Source organism: Rodentibacter genomosp. 1 (assembly GCF_001999285.1).
Classification (GTDB): Bacteria; Pseudomonadota; Gammaproteobacteria; order Enterobacterales; family Pasteurellaceae; genus Rodentibacter.
Genome location: NZ_MLHN01000008.1, coordinates 171,416 through 190,264 on the forward strand (window position 1 = coordinate 171,416; position 18,849 = coordinate 190,264).

The following is an 18,849-nucleotide window of genomic DNA, read 5'->3' on the forward strand; positions in this document are numbered from 1 at the left end:
GCGGTTGGTTTTAAATGAGAAATATTTTTTATTAAGGAATCTCATCTTTTATGAAATTTGATGAATTGGACTTATCAGATGGACGGACTAAATTGGATTTGCTTGCAGGCATTATCCAAATAGAAAAAGGGAATTATCTAGATTTTATCGTTGATCGTCCGGAAGGTATGAAAGGATATATGTTACAACTCACTACCTTTGGACATGGAAAAGTGTTTGATGGAAAGCAATTTTTTTCCGTTAAACGAGGGCAACTTGTACTGTTTCCACCGAATACGCTTCAGCATTACTATCGCCAATCCGAATATCAATATTGGCATTATAAATGGATTTATTTTCATCCCAAACCACGGTGGCTAAAATGGTTGAATTGGACAAATTGTAAGGAAAATATTGGGCGTATTGTTATCAATGAAATGCTTTCTTTTCAAGAAATTAGCCAACTTTTCAGTAAAATTGCACAAGAGTCTGAGTCAAATGATTTGCTTAAAAAGGAAATGAATTCCGGGTTGTTGGAATATTTACTGATGAAGTGTGTTTCAGTGGAGAATATTAAAGATGCTTCACCAATAGATAGCAGAATATTAAAGGTTTGCGATCTAATTTTAGAAAATTTGTCACAAAATTGGAGTGTTGAATATTTTGCTAATCAGGTCTTTTTATCTGAGTCTCGTCTTTCACATTTATTTAAACAATCTCTAGGAATTGGTTTGATTCAATGGCGTGAACAGCAACGTATTGGCGAGGCGAAAAAATTGCTTTACTTCTCGAGTTTACCAGTCCATAAAATTGCAAAGTCCTTAGGTTATGAGGATTCTCTGTACTTTTCAAAAATTTTCAAAAAACATACCGCACTTTCGCCCTCTCAATTTCGTGTTGGTGAGTTGAGTGGTGAAATTAAAATGTGATCCATTTCTCACTTTATTGGCTGTAGCGGATTTTTCCATATTCTTAACAGAAAGTTACCTATGCTTTTTGAATTAAATTACTAAGATATTTAATAGCCTTAATTGCTGTTGTAAGTTAAGGAATTATTCATTTTATGAGGAAAATCTTATGAAAAAGCCAACATTCAAACATTTCTTACTTTCCGGTCTTTTTACATTTGCTTGTTACAGTTCAGCGATTGCAAGTGATGTGGTAAATATTTCAAAAATTGATGGTATGCCTTGGTTTAACCGTATGGCTGAAGGGGTTGTTCAAGCGGGCAAAGATAACCATATTAATGCTTATCAGGTGGGACCGTCAAATACCGATGCCCCTCAGCAGGTGAAATTAATTGAAGATTTAATCGCTAAGAAAGTCAGTGCGATTTCTATTGTACCTAATGATGCCAGTGCATTAGAACCCGTACTGAAAAAGGCCAAACAAAACGGTATTGTTATATTAACTAATGAATCGGTTGGTCAACCGAGTGCTGACTGGGATATTGAAATTATTGATAATACCCAATTTGCAGCGGATTATGTTGAAGAGGTGGCAAAATCATTAGGCGGCAAAGGGGGTTATGTACTCTATGTCGGGAGTTTAACCGTTCCGCAACATAACCTTTGGGCGGATCTTTTTGTGAAATATCAAAAACAACATTATCCAGATATGTTTGAGGTAACTAGCAGAATGCCGGTGGCAGAGAATATTAATGATGCCCGTCGTACGACGATTGATTTAGTAAAAGCTCATCCTGATCTTAAAGCGGTCATTTCTTTCGGTTCACAAGGTCCGATTGGAGCAGGGCTCGCAGTAAAAGAAAAACGATTAAAAGGTAAGTTAAATGTTTTCGGTATGATGATTCCTTCACAAGCCGCTTCTTTAATTAAGAGCGGTAATATTACAATGGGGATTACTTATGATCCGGCGAATGCAGGCTATGCTTTAGCAGCAGTGGCGGCAAAAGTATTGAAAGGAGAAAAAATTGAAGAGGGATTGGTCATTCCAAATGTTGGCCAAGCTAAAGTAGATCAAGAGAGAAAACTATTGCAATTCCACAACGTATTGAAGGTAACTCAAGAAAATATAGATAACCTATATTAACTAAAATTCTACCGGGTTCTTTTGAACCCGGTTTCCGCTAAAGGAGATTATATGTCTTTTATTTCAATGCGTAATATTAGTAAAACCTTTAATGGCGTAAAAGCTTTAAATCAGGTTGAATTATCATTAAATTATGGCGAAGCACTTTGTTTAGCTGGGCAAAACGGCTGTGGAAAATCAACATTAATTAAGATTTTATCAGGGGTTTATCAACCGGATCGGGGCGCGGAAATTCAGATTGGCGCAAGTCAATACGATAAATTAACACCGGAAGAATCTATTAACAAAGCTATTCAAGTTATCTATCAGGATTTATCTCTTTTTCCTAACTTGAGTGTTGCAGAGAATATTGCGATGAATGCGTATCGCCAATTCGGTTGGGTGAGTTCACAAAAAATACGAGAAATTGCCCGCCAAGCAATTGATAGCATTAATGCGGATTTGAATTTAGATGATCTTGTTGAGGATCTACCTATTGCTCGACAACAATTGGTTGCGATTTGTCGGGCATTGGCACAAAACGCCAAATTGTTAATTATGGATGAACCAACGGCTTCATTAACCGCAAAGGAAGTCAATCATCTACTTGATGTAGTGATTAAGCTAAAAAGTAAAGGAATTAGTATTATTTTTGTCAGCCATCGATTAAAAGAAGTGATGACGGTATCTGACAGCGTATTAGTTCTGAAAGACGGTAATATGGTGGGTAAATATCCTATTAAAGAGATGGATGAGAAGCGTTTGGCTTTTCTTATGAGTGGATTGGAAATCAATAAAGTGCGGTTAAATTTGTCGGATTTTTCACAATATCCGACAGTACTTGATGTAAGAAACCTGACCCGAGAGCATCAATACCGGAATATTAATTTTTCCATTAAAAAAGGAGAGATTGTGTCTTTAGTCGGTTTACTCGGTGCCGGTAGAACGGAACTTTGTCTGAGTTTATTCGGTATTACACAGCCAACGAGTGGGGAATGTTATTTAAACGGCGAACCAACAAAAATTAACAATAACCGTGAGGCAATTGCAAAAGGGATTGTTTATGTTTCGGAAGATCGAATGAATACCGGCTTGATTATGCAAGAATCTATTCATCATAATATTATTTCAACCATATTTAAGCGCATTATTAATCCTTTTGGAATTATTCAATCACATAAAGCCCGTCAATATACAAATCAACTTATTCAGTCATTAAAAATTAAAGTATCGGATCCTGATCTTCCGGTTAATACATTATCAGGTGGTAATGCTCAGCGGGTTTCTATTGCCAAGTGGTTGGCAATCAACCCTAAAGTGATTATTTTAGACTCACCCACTATCGGTGTCGATGTTGCTAATAAAGAGGGGATTTTTCAAATTATTCAATCTCTTGCAGAACAAGGCATTACTGTTATTTTTGTGACCGATGAAATAGAAGAAGCCTATTATTATAGTCATCGTGTATTGGTTATGAAAAAAGGGGAAATCATTGCAGAATTTATGCCGTCAAATTGTACTGAGCAAGATATCGAGGAACTGGTCTATGAAAAATACGAACAATAAAATCCTATTTATTACATTATTTGTATTATGTACATTACTTAGTTTTTTTACCCAAGATTTTCTTTCTATTGAAAATATTTACGATGTAATCAATAACTATGCGATGTTGATGATATTAGCTTGTGGTTTATTTGTCGTACTCATTTCCGGTGGTATTGATATTTCATTTCCTGCAATAACAATCATCGCCCAGTATATAATGGTTGGGTTAATACAACAATATGATATTGGGTTATTTGGTGTTTTCATTAGTGCCGGTACAGTCGGTATTTTATTTGGATTGATTAATGGCATTATTGTTCATAAATTAAATGTACCTTCAATTATTATTACTATTTCAACACTCAATATTTTTTATGGTGGATTATTATATGTGACTAAGGGTGTTTGGCTGTATGATTTCCCAGAATGGTTTCAGCAAGAGTTTATATTATTTAAACAAACTACTTTGGAGGGATTTGAATATGGATTATCTTTTCAAATTCTTGTTGCCATATTTGCAATATTACTGACGGCTGTAATAACAAATAAATTAACTCTAGGTCGTAAGATTTATGCCTTAGGTGGAAATAAAGAAGCGACTTCTAGAATGGGATTCAATTTGCTTTATCTATATTTGGTTGTTTATGGTTATATGGGATTAATGGCTGGTCTTGCAGGTGTTGTACAATCTTATACGGTACAATCAGTTGCACCGGATTCATTACTGGGTTATGAATTAACCGTATTAGCAGCCGTTGTATTAGGCGGCGCAAGTTTATCGGGGGGAAAAGGGACGCTATCAGGAACAATAATGGGGGTGATTTTATTGGCCGTTATTCAAAATGGGTTGAATTTATTAAATATTTCTTCCTATTGGCAGACCGTTATTACGGGTGGCATTATTATTTTAAGTGTAAGTGTCACAGCATTTACACAAAGAAAAAAATAAGGAGAAGAGAATGAAATTGCAATCAGATAATACTATCAAATATCTCTTTCTATTATTCATTATTGCTATCTCAATATTTAGTATTTTAATTCCAGATATATTTTGGTCAATTGCTAATTTTCAATCAATCGCTTCACAAATGGCGGTATTGGGTATTTTAACCTTAGCGATGGCTATCCCAATGCTAACAAGCGGTATTAATCTATCAATTATTGCAACAATGAATGCTTGTGCATTAATCATAGCGTATTTTATTACTAAGCAAGATAGTCTTGGGTATTTATTGATTGGATTGTCCTTAAGTCTGCTGTGCGCTTTTTTAATTGGTCTATTTAATGGTACATTAATTTCTATTGTTAAGGTATCACCTATTTTGGCAACATTGGGAACAATGACATTAATTAATGGATTGAATATTTTGGTGACAAATGGTTCCACTGTTGCTAATTTTCCTGAAAGTTTTCTGTCTATTAGTTCTACAACGTTTTTATTTGTCCCATTTCCCTTAATTATATTTCTGTTTTTAGCATTGATTGTCTGGTTTTTACTCGAAAAAACAACAATTGGTAAATCGATTTATTTTATTGGAAATAATGAAAAGGCAACATTTTATTCAGGGATTGATACTAGAAAAGTCATTATTGTTGTTTATATTATCTCTTCTTTACTTTGTATGTTTGCTGCGATATTGATGATGTCAAAATTAAACTCAGCCAAAGCATATTATGGAGATTCTTATTTATTAATTTCTATTTTGGCATCCGTGTTGGGAGGCGTCAATCCTGACGGAGGAAAAGGGAAGTTAATTGGTATATTGATTGCTTTAATTTTACTACAAATAATCGAGAGCGGTTTAAATATGCTAGGGGTAAGTAGTTATATCACTATGATATTATGGGGAAGTTTACTTATTTTATTTATCTTTTTGCAAAGATATCGTTTATTTAAATAAATCGGGGATAATAAATGCAATATGAAAAAACATTAATTGATACCGGTAATGTCGTTATCGGTATTGAATTGGGATCAACCCGTGTCAAAGCCGTATTAATTGATCAAAAAGGGACAATTTTAGCGACCGGTGGCGCGGATTGGGAAAACCATTTAATTAATAATATTTGGACTTACCATCAAGAAGAAATTTGGTCGACATTACGGTCTGCCTTTGAAAATTTACAAATGACGGTTAAGGAGAAATATCGGACGGTAATCAAAACTGCACGAGCCATTGGTATTAGTGCGATGATGCACGGCTATTTACCTTTTGATAAAGAGGGAAATCAACTGGTACCATTTCGGACTTGGCGCAATAATATTACGTTTACAGCTGCCCAAAAATTAACGGAATTGTTTCAATATCCTATTCCACAGCGGTGGAGTATCGCTCATCTTTATCAAGCTATTTTGAATGAGGAACCGCACCTTGAAAAACTTGCCTATTTAACCACGTTATCCGGTTATATCCACTGGCGATTAACAGGAGAAAAATATCTTGGCATTGGTGATGCTTCCGGTATGTTTCCTATCGACACGGAAACGTCTGACTATAACAAAACAATGTTGGAACAATTTAGCCGGTTAATTGAAAATAAAAATTATGATTGGCACATTGAAGATGTGTTACCACAAGTTCAAGTTGCAGGAAAAACAGCAGGAAAATTGACCGCACTTGGAGCAAAATTATTAGATCCGACAGGGGCTTTACACGCAAATATTCCATTTTGTCCACCAGAAGGCGATGCAGGCACCGGAATGGTGGCAACCAACTGTATTAAAGAAAAAACAGGGAATATTTCCGCCGGTACATCAGCCTTTGCAATGATTGTATTAGAAAAAGCATTATCAAGAGTCTATGCTGAATTAGATATTGTTACTACACCGGCAGGAAAATTAGTCGCAATGGCTCACGCCCAAAATTGTACGACTGATATTAATGCCTGGGTTAACTTATTGGGCGAATGTTTACAAACATTTGGTATCAAAATTTGTACTGAAGAATTATACGAGACGTTATTTCTTCATGCTTTACAGGGGGATACGGATTGTGGCGGATTATTGTCCTACGGATTTTATTCTGGGGAACATAATGTCGGTTTGGAAAAAGGCTGCCCGTTATTTTTGCATCCGGCTAACGCCAAATTTAATTTAGCTAATTTTATGAGGGTTCACTTATATACAGCATTTGGTGCAATGAAATTAGGCATGGATATTTTATTGCGGCAGGAAAAGGTTACAATCACGCGTATTCTTGGACACGGCGGCATTTTTAAAACGGAAAATGTTGCTCAACAAATATTAGCTTCTGCATTAAATATTCCGCTTGCTACAATGGAGACCGCTTCTAATGGCGGTGCTTGGGGGATTGCTTTATTAGCCAATTTTTTAAGTCGCTCAGAAACCTTTTCTTTAGAAGACTATCTGGACAATGATATTTTCAATCAAGTGGAAATCAGCTTAGTTTATCCGGAAAAACAAATCACAGAAGGTTATCAGCAATTCATTGAGCACTACAAACAAGGTATACCAATTATTCAAACCGCAATAGAGCGGGATTTTATCGAGTAAATATGAAAAAATCTGATTAAATTTGATGAGTCATAACAAATAAGGTGAGTATTTCTTGTTAGTGTCAATTATTGATAATTTTAAACAAAGATTGGGCATTGCTAGTGGGATTATTGTTAAAGAGGGAAGCAGGAATACTATTTGTATTGTGTATTCTCTCTGAGCAAGTCGGTCAGTATTTGAAATAATACAGAAATCATAGCTATGATGGATAAACAATACTACCTGTATGGAAATGTAAAAAGAAAAAGTAAGAGGAAAGACCGGATAAAACAAAGCCCCGCGTTAAGTTACACGGGGCTATGATAGGGATATATGGTGCGACTAGCTGGACTCGAACCAGTGACCCCCACCATGTCAAGGTGGTGCTCTAACCAACTGAGCTATAGTCGCTTTGAATGTGGCGGATGATAAACAGTTTTTTTTATGAAGACAAGAAATTTTTTTTATGTTTGTGATGAATGCTAAAAAAATGAGCAAAAATACAGGAAGTTAAGGGGAAAACTCTTTTTTGATTTTGAATTTTTTTAAGCGTATAATGCGCGCCGATTTATTTCGCTCAAAAGGCTTGAGCGAACTTGTTTTATTTTTAATATATCAATATTGACGGAGTAGCATAATGTCTAGAAGACTAAGAAGAACGAAGATTGTTTGTACTATGGGGCCGGCCACTGACCGCGATAACAATCTGGAGAAAATTATCGCAGCAGGTGCAAATGTCGTTCGTATGAATTTCTCACACGGTACACCGGAGGATCATATTGAGCGTGCTGAACGAGTTCGTTCTATTGCGAAAAAATTGGGTAAAACGGTGGCAATTTTAGGTGATTTGCAAGGTCCTAAAATTCGTGTTTCTACTTTCAAAGATGGCAAAATTTTCTTAAATGTTGGTGATAAATTCATTCTTGATGCTGAGTTGCCAAAGGGTGAAGGTAATCAAGATTCCGTTGGTTTAGACTATAAAACCCTTCCACAAGATGTGGTTCCGGGCGATATCCTGCTATTAGACGATGGTCGTGTTCAATTAAAGGTATTGTCAACAGAAGGGGCGAAAGTATTTACTGAAGTGACTGTTGGCGGTCCGTTATCAAATAATAAAGGGATTAATAAATTAGGTGGCGGTTTATCTGCTGATGCATTAACCGAAAAAGATAAGGCAGATATTATCACTGCAGCACGTATTGGTGTTGATTTCCTCGCAGTATCTTTCCCACGTTCAAGTGCTGATCTAAATTATGCTCGTGAACTTGCTCAACAAGCTGGATTAAATGCGAAAATTGTGGCGAAAGTTGAACGAGCAGAAACTGTGGTTGATGATGCAGCTATGGACGATATCATTTTAGCATCAGATGTGATCATGGTTGCCCGTGGTGATTTAGGGGTTGAAATTGGTGATCCTGAATTAGTGGGCGTTCAGAAAAAATTGATCCGTCGTTCACGTCAATTAAACCGTGCTGTGATCACGGCGACTCAAATGATGGAGTCTATGATCAGTAATCCAATGCCGACCCGTGCGGAAGTCATGGATGTGGCGAATGCGGTATTAGATGGTACCGATGCGGTTATGCTTTCTGCTGAAACAGCAGCAGGTCAATATCCGGCAGAGACAGTGGCGGCTATGGCTCGTGTTTGTTTAGGAGCAGAAAAAATGCCTAGCGTAAACGTATCCCGTCATCGTATGGATAAAGAGTTTACCGATATTGAAGAAGCCGTTGCAATGTCTGCAATGTATTCGGCAAATCATATGAAAGGTATTGCAGCGATTATCACTTTAACCCATTCCGGTCGTACGGCATTATATATGTCTCGTATTAGTTCTGGGTTACCAATTTTTGCTTTATCCCGTAATCAAGAAACGCTCAATCTTTGTGCATTATATCGTGGAGTAACGCCGGTATTTAGTGATACTGAGTCACGTAGTGCAAATGGTGCACAAGCTGCAATTGCATTGCTAAAAGAAAAAGGTTATTTAAATTCAGGTGATTTGGTGTTGTTAACTCAAGGTGATGAGACGATCAAACATACTAATGTGTGCCGTACTTTAATCGTTGAGTAATGAGCAAATTGAGAGAAAAGAGCGGTGGATTTTTCCACCGTTTTTTATTGCTATTGCAAGGCATAAAAAATCATCAGATACAAATCTCATAGAAAATTGACCGCACTTTTTTCTTAAATCTCCCCATCATTTGCGGTATTATAGCCACCAATTCTATTGAGTCTCAAAATATCTATGGCATCCCAACCACAAGTTAAATCATCTGATAAAAAAACTGCACAAATTAGCATCCCTCCCCATTCTCTTGAAGCTGAGCAAGCCGTGTTAGGCGGCATTATGTTAAGCAATCAACATTGGGATGGTATTGCTGAGCGCGTGATTGCCGATGATTTTTATACCTTTGCCCACCGCATCATTTTTCAAACAATGGAAGAATTAATGCGGAATCAATCACCTATTGATCTGATTACGCTTGATCAAGCGCTAAAAAATAAAGGGGTGAGTGAGGAAGTTGGGGGATTTGCTTATCTTGCTGACTTGTCAAACAATACGCCAAATGCAATTAATATTTTAGCGTATGCGGATATTGTGCGTGAAAAAGCGATTCTACGTGAACTCATTGCTGTGGGCAATCGTATTGCGGAAAATAGCTATTCCCCTAAAGGGCAAGACATTAAATTGATTTTGGATGAGGCGGAGAGGGAAGTCTTTGCCATTGCGGAAAAACGTAGCACTTCTAGTGAAGGACCGCAAAATGTGATCACTGTGCTACAAAATACAATTGAGCGTATTGATACATTAAGCAAGTTGGAAAATCATTCCGGTGTGACAGGGGTGACAACAGGATTTACGGATCTTGATAAAAAAACAGCCGGGTTACAACCTTCAGATTTAATTATTGTTGCAGCTCGTCCTTCCATGGGGAAAACTACCTTTGCCATGAACCTCTGTGAAAATGCCGCCATGGCAAGTGAGAAACCTGTGCTAGTGTTTAGTTTAGAGATGCCGGCCGAGCAAATTATGATGCGTATGATTGCTTCTCTTGCTCGTGTAGATCAAACTAAAATTCGTACAGGACAAGGCTTAGATGAAATTGAGTGGAATAAAATTAGCAGCGTATTTGGAATGTTTAAACAGAAGAATAATCTTTATATTGATGATTCTTCCGGTTTAACGCCAACAGAATTACGATCTCGTGCACGCCGCGTTTATCGTGAAAATGGCGGATTGAGCCTGATTATGGTGGATTATTTACAACTTATGCGTGCACCGGCATTTTCAGATAACCGTACTTTAGAGATTGCAGAAATTTCACGTTCTTTAAAAGCTTTAGCAAAGGAGTTAGAAGTACCGGTTATTGCGCTTTCTCAGTTGAATCGAACACTTGAACAACGTGCGGATAAACGTCCGGTGAACTCGGATTTACGTGAATCGGGATCTATTGAGCAGGATGCCGACTTAATTATGTTTATTTATCGTGACGAGGTTTATAACGATAATTCCGAGGACAAAGGGGTGGCAGAAATTATTATTGGTAAACAGCGTAACGGCCCGATTGGTCGTGTACGATTAAAATTTAACGGACAGTTCTCCCGCTTTGATAATCTTGCCGAGCAACGTGAGTATTATGACAATTATTAAGGATAAATAATGAACGTAAAACCGGCGACAGCGAAGATTAGCTCCTGTGCTTTAAAACAAAATTTAGAGGTAATTAAACAAAAAGCACCTCATAGTAAAATTATTGCGGTTGTTAAAGCCAATGCCTATGGGCATGGGGTGGTATTTGTCGCATCGACACTTGAAAATACGGTAGATTGTTTTGGGGTGGCGCGTTTGGAAGAAGCGTTGGCATTGCGATCGCATGGCATCACAAAACCTATTTTATTGCTCGAAGGTTTTTTTGATGAAAAGGATTTGCCAATTCTTGCTGTGAATAATATTGAAACGATCGTACACAATCGTGAACAGCTTGAGGCATTAAAACGTGCAACGGTACCAAGCCCGATTAAAGTGTGGCTTAAAATTGATACCGGTATGCACCGTTTGGGCGTAGCCCTTGATGAAGTGGATGAATTTTATCAAGCATTAAAAAAACTTCCTCAAATTCAACCGCACTTAGGTTTTGTCAGCCATTTTAGTCGGGCTGACGAGCTTGAATCTGATTATACCCCACTTCAAATTAATCGATTTTTATCCGTGACCCAAGATAAACAGGGAGAACGCAGTATCGCAGCATCGGGAGGGATTTTATTTTGGCAAGAATCTCATTTAGATTGGATTCGTCCCGGTATTATTATGTACGGTATTTCTCCAACAGATACTGTAGGCGCTAAATTTAACTTAACTCCCGTGATGAATCTCACTTCTTCCCTTATTGCCGTACGAAACCATAAAAAAGGCGAACCGGTCGGCTACGGGGGAATTTGGACAAGCCCTTGTGATACCAAAATCGGTGTGGTAGCAATTGGTTATGGTGATGGTTATCCACGCGATGTGCCGGAAGGTACACCCGTGTATTTAAATGGGCGTATCGTGCCAATTGTGGGGCGGGTATCTATGGATATGCTGACTGTCGATTTAGGGTGGGATAGCCAAGATCAAGTTGGTGATGAAGTGATTTTATGGGGAAAAGAATTACCGATAGAGACCGTTGCCCAGTTTACCGGCATTTTAAGCTATGAATTGATTACAAAATTAACACCTCGTGTTATCACCGAATATGTAGACTAAATTTAAAATTAATAAATAATAGAAGGAAATACTATGAAAAATATCAATCCAACCCATACTCAGGCGTGGAAAGCGTTAGAAACGCATCAAACCGAATTGGCAAATATGACCATTCAAAATTTATTCCAACAAGAAAAGGATCGCTTTAAAGATTATTCATTAACCTTTAAGGATCAAATTTTGGTGGATTTCTCAAAAAACAATATTAATCAACAAACTCTTTCACTTCTTCGACAACTGGCTCAAGAATGTTCGCTGGACAGTGCAAAAGAGGCAATGTTTAGTGGTGAAAAAATTAACCGTACCGAAAACCGTGCCGTATTACATACCGCACTTCGCAATCGGGCTAACACACCTGTGATGGTGGATGGCAAAGATGTGATGCCGGAAGTAAATGCGGTTTTGGCAAAAATGAAGGATTTTTGTCAGCGCGTGATTTCCGGTGAGTGGAAAGGTTATAGCGGAAAAGCTATTACTGATGTGGTGAATATCGGGATTGGCGGTTCGGATTTAGGTCCTTATATGGTAACGGAAGCGCTACGCCCTTATAAAAATCATCTTACGATGCACTTTGTTTCTAATGTGGACGGCACACATATTGCAGAGACACTGAAAAAAGTGAATCCGGAAACCACACTTTTCTTGGTTGCGTCTAAAACCTTTACCACCCAAGAAACCATGACAAATGCTGAAAGCGCACGTGATTGGTTATTGGCTTCGGCACAAGATAAAAGTGCGGTCGCAAAACATTTTGCGGCACTTTCTACTAATGGCAAAGCAGTAGCCGAGTTTGGGATTGATACCAATAATATGTTTGAGTTTTGGGATTGGGTAGGAGGACGTTATTCTTTATGGTCTGCTATTGGGTTATCCATTGCACTTTCTATTGGTTTTGACAACTTCGAGCAATTGTTAAGCGGGGCACATGAAATGGATAAACATTTCCGCACAGCACCAATTGAACAGAATATTCCAACTACTTTAGCCCTTGTGGGATTGTGGAACACGAATTTTTTAGGCGCACAAACTGAGGCAATTTTACCTTACGATCAATATTTACATCGTTTTGCCGCCTATTTCCAACAAGGCAATATGGAGTCAAACGGTAAATATGTAGATAGAAACGGCAACACCATTAGCCATTATCAAACCGGCCCAATCATCTGGGGCGAACCGGGTACAAACGGTCAGCACGCCTTTTATCAATTAATTCACCAAGGTACAACTTTAATTCCTTGTGATTTTATTGCACCGGCACAAAGTCATAATCCATTAGCGGATCATCATAACAAATTACTGTCTAACTTCTTTGCACAAACAGAAGCATTAGCGTTCGGTAAAACAAAAGAAGAAGTCGAAGCGGAGTTTGTGAAAGCGGGTAAATCCTTAGATGAGGTAAAAGAGATTGTGCCGTTTAAAGTGTTTACCGGTAACAAGCCGACCAACTCTATTCTAGTGCAAAAAATCACCCCATTTACATTGGGGGCATTGATCGCCATGTATGAACATAAAATCTTTGTTCAAGGCGTGATTTTTAATATCTTCAGCTTCGACCAATGGGGGGTGGAATTGGGTAAACAACTGGCTAACCGTATTCTACCGGAATTAGCGGATAGCGAAAAAGTCTCAAGCCACGACAGCTCAACAAATGGCTTGATTAATCAATTTAAAGCCTGGCGATAAATAAATTGGAGTGAAAAGTGCGGTCGATTTTGACCGCATTTTTAATAAGATATATGTAGTAGTTGTATAAATCTGATTTTTGTTTATCCGAACCATACTAATGGTGGTTATAAAAATCAAACAATTTCAATATATTAAAAGATACCAATGCGGTACCTCTATATTTTTCCTTTTTGCATTTGCTACATAATATTAGTAGATAGAATCTTCTCTTTAGTTTTTAATCCATTCATCATTTAACGAGATAAAATTAGATGTTAATTCCGGCAAAGTTAATTTGTAGCTATCGTTTACAAAACAGTGTGTTGCGCACTTCATTGTTACAATATCTTGATAAATCACATCATTACCCACTTGTATTAGTTCATGCTCCTGCCGGTTATGGTAAAACGACGTTGGTTTCTCAATGGGTTGGAAGACAGAAAAATGTAGGCTGGTATTCGTTGGACGAAAGTGATAATCAATCGGAACGATTTGCGACCTATTTTATTGCAGCGTTAAGGAGTGCGCTTAAGCTAGAGGTTAAAACTGATGAATCTTTACATCGCCAAAAAAATTTACAAACGCTGTTTACTGAGCAACTTGTAAAAATTTCAACTGTTACCGAGCATTTTTATTTAGTGATTGATGACTATCATATTATTGATAATGAAGACATTCATGAGGCTCTAAAATATTGGATTCGTCACCAACCACCTTGTATGACACTGATTTTAATTTCTCGTTCAGTCCCCCCTCTTGGTATTGCCGGTTTGCATGTTCAAGAGCAGCTACTGGAAGTGAATAGCCATCAGCTTTCTTTCAGCCATTCGGAAAGTGTAGAATTTTTTCAGTCACGTTTAAATCAGAGCATAGCAACACCGGACATTACCGAACTTTGTGATGATGTTGAAGGATGGCCGACAGCACTTCAGCTTATTAGTTTATCCGCTAAGCAACAGAACATATCTCTTAAAGATGCTGCGAAACGTTTGGCTAAACTTAATAATTTCCATATTAATGATTATCTCAGTGATGAGGTATTAAACCGGATTGATCGCAATACGAGGTTATTTATACTTCGTTGTTCAATTTTACGTTCAATGAATGAAACATTAGTTCAACAGGTTACCGGTGAGTTGAATAGCCGGAATAAATTGGAATCTATTGAAAAACAGGGGCTTTTTTTACAACAAATGGATGCTGAGGATAATTGGTGGCGCTTTCACCCATTATTTGCTTCATTTTTGAATCATTGTTGTCAATTAGAACTCGCTGATGAGCTTGATCAGCTTCATGCTAAAGCAGCAAAAGCATGGCTGAAATTGGGATATACAACCGAAGCTTTATACCATTCGGTACAATTAGCAGATCGTGGTATTTTACTTGATATTTTATCGAAACAAGGTTGGAAATTATTTCATCAAGGTGAACTCAAGCTACTTGAGCAACATTTAGACTATCTGGATGATATAAGTTTTACTCAATCACCTCAATTGATTTTATTAAAAGCATGGTTAGCGCAAAGCCAGCACCGTAATAGTGAAGTAAATGGTATTTTTGGACATTTTGAGCAGGTATTGGCTGATCAGAAAATTCAACTCAGTCAGGCTATTCAGTCTGAATTTGATGTATTACGTGCTCAGGTTGCCATTAATCAGGGCGATGAAAACACTGCCCTTTCTTTAGCTTCCCAAGCTTTAGAGCATTTACCCTCAAATGCGAATTATGCAAAAATTGTTGCTACTTCAATTATTGGTGAGGCTTACCATTGCTATGGTAATTTTAATGAAGCGCTAAAAATGCTCAGAAAAGCCGAAAAAATGGCGTGGAAATACAATGCACCACACAGTATTCTATGGACATTACTCCAACAGTCGGAAATTTTTATTGCGCAAGGTTTCACTCAGGCCGGTTATGATCTTTTGGATAAAGCGGGTGATTTTGTTAAAGAGCATCATTTACAAAAAGTGCCAATGTATGAGTTTTTACTACGTTTAAAAGGACAAATTTTATGGGATTGGTATCATTTAGATAAAGCAGAAGCAATGGCAAATGCCGGTATTAAGGTACTAAATAAAGATGAAGATCGCCTTCAATGTTTAGCGTTACTATGCAAAATATCTATTGTTCGTGGTGATTTGGATAATGCCTCTCGTCTTCTCAAACAGATTATTTATTTGCAAAAAATGAACCGGTATCATCAAGATTGGAATGCCAATGCTAATCAAGTCAAAATCGTGTTGTGGCAAATGCTTGGTGATGTTGAATCTGCAGAGTCTTGGCTTGCTCAAACGCATCGTCCTACTAATGAAAAAAATCACTTTAATCAAATTCAGTGGCGAAATATTGCAAGAGCATTGCTTTTATTAGGACAATATTCAGATGCTGAAGAAATTTTAAATCGAGTGATTCAAACCGCTAAAGAACTAAAGCTGACGAGTGACTTGAATCGAGCGCTTATTTTACGAAATCGTTTATATTTTCTTACCGGGGAAAAAGAATTGGCACAACGGGATTTAATTGATGCCCTACAACTTACCCGCCAAACAAATTTTATTAGTATTTTTGTCATTGAAGGCGAAAATATGGCACAACAAATTCGTCAGTTGTTACAGGCTAACATCTTGGATGAATTAAGCGTACATAAAGCACAATTTATTTTGCGTAACATTAATCAGTATTATCGACATAAATTTGCCCATTTTGATGAACAATTTGTCAATAATCTTATTTCTAACCCTAAAGTACCTGAATTATTAAAGATTAGTCCTTTAACCCTAAGAGAATGGCAAGTCTTAGGCTTGATTTACTCCGGTTATAGTAATGAGCAGATTTCAGATGAATTACTGGTGGCAACTACAACGATAAAAAGTCATATTCGTAATCTTTATCAAAAAATCGGTGTATCAAATCGGCATGATGCGATTGCTTATGCAAAAGAACTGCTTCAATTGATGGGCTACGGCTAATTTCTATAATTTTATTTAAAAACTGACCGCACTTTAATTGTAGGTAAGAGTAGGGGGCTCACCTACACAAACCATGATTTTTGTGCGTGGATTGTGCTATTCATACACACTACGAAAATGTACAAAAAAGCCACCTTGTTCAAGGTGGCAATAAAGCAGCAAAAGCGTATTACTTAGAAGAAACTTGTTGTAAGAAAATTTTCCGAGGGGAGGTTAAACCGAGTTTTTCTGCTTCATTCACTAAATTTAGTGCTCGGTTGACATCATTTTGTTTTAGGGCATTGCTCACGGCTTGTTTGAAATAGGCTTCTGTTTCTTTATCCACTGAGGTTATCACCGCTTTACTAGGGTGTTCCTCTTTCACTATAGGTTTTGCCCCAACGGATTGATTTGAAGCACTTTTCTTTCCTGTAAATATCTCCGTCGGAATACCAATAAAACGTGTTCCATCGGCAGCGGTCACGTTAATATTGATTTCCCCATAAGGGCTGTGTTTAACCTCAATATCTGCAATAGACGGTGGCTGTTTGCCGGTCGCTTGAGCAAAACTTTTGGCCGGGTGAGGAACCATAGTTGTTTTTTGTACATCTTGAGCTGTGGTATAAACCAACAGATAAATATAGTCTTGGTTTGGCGTTGGGGTTAGATTCAATTCTGCAACCAAACGATTAGGCTGTAACCCTCGCTCACCTTTAAATTTAAACTCAGAAGAAGGATAGCGTGCAGCAATATTAAATTGACTATCTAACACAATAGCATTGGGTACAAAGACGTGGTCTTTAGTCATTGGGCTGGATATCTGAATTTCCAATGTTCCTTGATTCGCCGGAATACGGTATGTTGCAACAGGGCTTTCCATACCGGCAAATGGCACAATGAAATTCTGTTTTTGCTGTGTGCTTAATGTGGTCGTGACTGTTTCAGAATAGGGGACATCCTTCCAATTTAATTGTGATAACACTGTTGAGTTAATATGGTTTGGTGTTGCAGTGCTTGGCAAAACAACTAACATATTAGCCAATAAAAGTGCGGTAGAAAAAAGCGTTTTTTTCATATTAACCTCATAACTCTAAAAGAAAGGGAGAGACATTTCTCCCCCCTGTAATTCGGCGGGATTACCACCACGCTTCAAATTGAACACCGGCGATAAATTCACTATCTTTAGCTTTATAACCTGCATTGGTACGTACGTCAGTATTGAACTTATCATTCCAGTGTGCATAGGTACCAAATACTCGGATAGCAGGGCGAGCCCAAATACTTGAACCGGCTTGCCATTGTTGTGCAAGGGTGACTTTGGTGAGATCATTTTTATGACCTGTGGCTTGATCTTTAATGCGATCATAGCCGACTTCCACCAACGAGCTCATCGTATCTGTCCATTTATACATCGGGCGTACACCGGCAGAATACCAAGTTTTACCTTGTTTATTATCCAAGTCTGTTTTTTCATAAATCAATGCATACATCACTTCTATTTTATCCGTTGCGGATACCACCCCTTGGTTAATTAAGCGGAGCATATTACCTTTATTATTGGCAGAACCGCCTTGAGAATGCCCGGTGCTCCAAGAGGTCATTGAATCTGTTGCGTACTGCGCAGTAAATTTATTGAAACCACCAAAAAATTCGTCTTGGGTATGTTCTAAGGTAACCATATAGCCGTTTTTACTTGCGCCTTGCTCTCGGGAGGCATGGTTTTTGGTATGTGAATTGCCATAATCAACACCAATTTCTAAACGACCATTTTTACTGACTTTTAAATCAGCTAAACGAATATCGAAAACATCATTATAAACGTCTTTGTTTTTATCCTGAGTAGAGTCCCATTTTTGGGTTAGCGGATTATATGTCCAACCATACGCACCGCCTTTCTCTGTATTACGGGTTACCGCAAGAGAGAGTTTACCAAAACCGAGATCAATGTTTTCAACCCCGGCACCGGGACCTGAAATATCCCAATAGTAGAAGTCGTTCATATGGACATCGTGGCGTTGGTAGAAACGTTTACCTGCCCATAATGTTGCTCCCGGTAAACTGTCTGCAAAGTTTTTAAATTGCACGTTGATTTCGCGTAAAGCCGGACTGGTATCTTCCCAATCTCCTTGTTGATTAACGCTATAAGCCACATTGGAATCTAAATAGAAGGATTTATTGCCTTCTTTGTAAAGCTCTTGTCCAAGTTTAAATTCAGCATAGGTTTCGGCTTCATTCCCTAAACGATACTTAGAACCACCGCCATTGACTGTAAAAGCGGATTGTTCTCCACCACCGGATGTCCAACCAATACCGGAACGGGCATAACCATGAAAATCAACCGCACTTGCGGATGTGGCTATCAATACGCCTGTAATTGCAGTTGCGAGTAGTGTTTTTTTGTTGTCCATAATAAATCTCTCTTTGTTATTGGTTAA

General features: G+C 37.8%; 13 protein-coding genes and 1 tRNA gene. 11 read left to right on the top strand and 3 right to left on the bottom strand.

Going from position 1 to position 18,849, the window contains the following annotated elements; all coding sequences use genetic code 11:
* The first annotated feature begins 50 nt into the window (after positions 1-50).
* The 6 genes from araC (at position 51) to BKK54_RS05015 (ending at position 7,072) form a co-directional block, all read left to right on the top strand.
* Positions 51-908, top strand: coding sequence for an arabinose operon transcriptional regulator AraC (araC, locus tag BKK54_RS04990; protein WP_077542021.1), 858 nt, complete (start codon positions 51-53; stop codon positions 906-908).
* 148 nt (positions 909-1,056) lie between these two features.
* Entirely contained in the window at positions 1,057-2,031 is a 975-nt protein-coding gene (locus BKK54_RS04995) for a substrate-binding domain-containing protein (protein ID WP_077542022.1), read from the top strand.
* A 51-nt stretch (positions 2,032-2,082) separates the two neighbouring features.
* On the top strand, positions 2,083-3,576 hold the full coding sequence (locus tag BKK54_RS05000) for a sugar ABC transporter ATP-binding protein (RefSeq protein ID WP_077542023.1): 1,494 nt from the start codon (positions 2,083-2,085) through the stop codon (positions 3,574-3,576).
* Complete coding sequence (locus tag BKK54_RS05005) at positions 3,557-4,507, top strand: ABC transporter permease (protein ID WP_077542024.1); 951 nt, start codon at positions 3,557-3,559, stop codon at positions 4,505-4,507. The genes BKK54_RS05000 and BKK54_RS05005 overlap by 20 nt, the downstream gene beginning before the upstream one ends.
* A gap of 10 nt (positions 4,508-4,517) precedes the next feature.
* Positions 4,518-5,459: an ABC transporter permease gene (locus BKK54_RS05010; protein WP_077542025.1), complete on the top strand. Its 942-nt coding sequence runs from the start codon at positions 4,518-4,520 to the stop codon at positions 5,457-5,459.
* Between the two features lie 14 nt (positions 5,460-5,473).
* Positions 5,474-7,072 carry a xylulokinase gene (locus BKK54_RS05015; protein ID WP_077542026.1) on the top strand — a complete coding sequence of 533 codons (1,599 nt, stop codon included), beginning with the start codon at positions 5,474-5,476 and terminating at the stop codon, positions 7,070-7,072.
* Between the two features lie 316 nt (positions 7,073-7,388).
* Here BKK54_RS05015 and BKK54_RS05020 read toward each other — a convergent pair.
* A tRNA-Val gene (locus BKK54_RS05020) sits at positions 7,389-7,465 on the bottom strand.
* Positions 7,466-7,691: 226 nt separating this feature from the next.
* Here BKK54_RS05020 and pyk point away from each other — a divergent pair.
* The 5 genes from pyk to malT all read left to right on the top strand — a co-directional run bounded on the left by pyk (position 7,692) and on the right by malT (position 16,435).
* Complete coding sequence (gene pyk, locus BKK54_RS05025; protein ID WP_077542027.1) at positions 7,692-9,128, top strand: pyruvate kinase; 1,437 nt, start codon at positions 7,692-7,694, stop codon at positions 9,126-9,128.
* Between the two features lie 174 nt (positions 9,129-9,302).
* Entirely contained in the window at positions 9,303-10,709 is a 1,407-nt protein-coding gene (locus tag BKK54_RS05030; protein WP_077542028.1) for a replicative DNA helicase, read from the top strand.
* Between the two features lie 9 nt (positions 10,710-10,718).
* Positions 10,719-11,801, top strand: a complete 1,083-nt coding sequence (gene alr, locus BKK54_RS05035) for an alanine racemase (protein WP_077542029.1) — start codon at positions 10,719-10,721, stop codon at positions 11,799-11,801.
* Positions 11,802-11,834: 33 nt separating this feature from the next.
* Positions 11,835-13,484 (top strand): glucose-6-phosphate isomerase, encoded by a 1,650-nt coding sequence (gene pgi / locus BKK54_RS05040; protein WP_077542030.1) that lies wholly within the window; start codon positions 11,835-11,837, stop codon positions 13,482-13,484.
* A gap of 254 nt (positions 13,485-13,738) precedes the next feature.
* Positions 13,739-16,435, top strand: a complete 2,697-nt coding sequence (gene malT / locus BKK54_RS05045; RefSeq protein WP_077542031.1) for an HTH-type transcriptional regulator MalT — start codon at positions 13,739-13,741, stop codon at positions 16,433-16,435.
* Between the two features lie 169 nt (positions 16,436-16,604).
* On the opposite strand, the gene malM is transcribed toward malT, so the two are convergent.
* Entirely contained in the window at positions 16,605-17,489 is an 885-nt protein-coding gene (malM, locus tag BKK54_RS05050) for a maltose operon protein MalM (protein WP_077542032.1), read from the bottom strand.
* A 61-nt stretch (positions 17,490-17,550) separates the two neighbouring features.
* A complete protein-coding gene (locus tag BKK54_RS05055; protein WP_077542033.1) occupies positions 17,551-18,822 on the bottom strand; it encodes a maltoporin in 1,272 nt (423 codons plus the stop codon).
* Between the last annotated feature and the right edge of the window lie 27 nt (positions 18,823-18,849).

Coding starts and splice junctions, on each gene's coding strand:
- araC (WP_077542021.1), top strand. CDS start 51: ATGAAATTTGATGAATTGGACTTATCAGATGGACGGACTAAATTGGAT.
- BKK54_RS04995 (WP_077542022.1), top strand. CDS start 1,057: ATGAAAAAGCCAACATTCAAACATTTCTTACTTTCCGGTCTTTTTACA.
- BKK54_RS05000 (WP_077542023.1), top strand. CDS start 2,083: ATGTCTTTTATTTCAATGCGTAATATTAGTAAAACCTTTAATGGCGTA.
- BKK54_RS05005 (WP_077542024.1), top strand. CDS start 3,557: ATGAAAAATACGAACAATAAAATCCTATTTATTACATTATTTGTATTA.
- BKK54_RS05010 (WP_077542025.1), top strand. CDS start 4,518: ATGAAATTGCAATCAGATAATACTATCAAATATCTCTTTCTATTATTC.
- BKK54_RS05015 (WP_077542026.1), top strand. CDS start 5,474: ATGCAATATGAAAAAACATTAATTGATACCGGTAATGTCGTTATCGGT.
- pyk (WP_077542027.1), top strand. CDS start 7,692: ATGTCTAGAAGACTAAGAAGAACGAAGATTGTTTGTACTATGGGGCCG.
- BKK54_RS05030 (WP_077542028.1), top strand. CDS start 9,303: ATGGCATCCCAACCACAAGTTAAATCATCTGATAAAAAAACTGCACAA.
- alr (WP_077542029.1), top strand. CDS start 10,719: ATGAACGTAAAACCGGCGACAGCGAAGATTAGCTCCTGTGCTTTAAAA.
- pgi (WP_077542030.1), top strand. CDS start 11,835: ATGAAAAATATCAATCCAACCCATACTCAGGCGTGGAAAGCGTTAGAA.
- malT (WP_077542031.1), top strand. CDS start 13,739: ATGTTAATTCCGGCAAAGTTAATTTGTAGCTATCGTTTACAAAACAGT.
- malM (WP_077542032.1), bottom strand. CDS start 17,489: ATGAAAAAAACGCTTTTTTCTACCGCACTTTTATTGGCTAATATGTTA.
- BKK54_RS05055 (WP_077542033.1), bottom strand. CDS start 18,822: ATGGACAACAAAAAAACACTACTCGCAACTGCAATTACAGGCGTATTG.